Consider the following 552-nt stretch of genomic DNA (forward strand, 5'->3'; position numbering starts at 1 on the left):
CTCCAGCATCTTGATCTGCGCCTTTTTCTGTAAATTCTTTGATTCATACTCCCTCAAAATACTTTCCTTCAGCCTTGCCGTCATGTTGTTAAAACCGTGAATCAGTCGGCCCAAATCGTCCTGGCGGTTCAGCTCCTGCGTGATAGGGACCAGTTTCCCATTTTCTACCTGATGCATGCCCTCCTCCAGCACCCGGATAGGCCGCGTCAGTTTTACACTCAACAGGATACTGACGCCGATAAAGACTGCGGTCATAATCACGACAATGATGATATAGGATGCCATTCCCTGCATCATATGAAGCTTCAGCACCCGCCCCGCCGCCATACTGATGATGGTTAAATCCAGCGCTTCATTATATGTAGCCACCAGCCTCCAGTCTTCCCCGGAAAGACTCAAGTCCATCACCTGGTTTTTATTGGCTGCAAACTCTTCCTTTTTCTCAAAAAGCGCCTGCCTTACACCGGCTGCCATGGCATCCGTCACGCGCGGTCCCTGATAAATGACGTAATCCCCCTGCACCGCCATGGTATCCATGCTTCCATCTTCTGT

1 protein-coding gene is annotated in these 552 nt (G+C 50.2%); it reads right to left on the reverse strand.

Features of this window, described 5'->3' with window-relative positions; genetic code table 11:
• A partial coding sequence (locus NE664_12960) for a HAMP domain-containing protein (GenBank protein ID MCQ4727542.1) occupies nucleotides 1–537 on the reverse strand: 537 nt, incomplete at its 3' end.
• Between the last annotated feature and the right edge of the window lie 15 nt (nucleotides 538–552).

Origin of the sequence: Anaerotignum faecicola (genome assembly GCA_024460105.1) — a bacterium.
Taxonomy (GTDB): domain Bacteria; phylum Bacillota; class Clostridia; order Lachnospirales; family Anaerotignaceae; genus JANFXS01.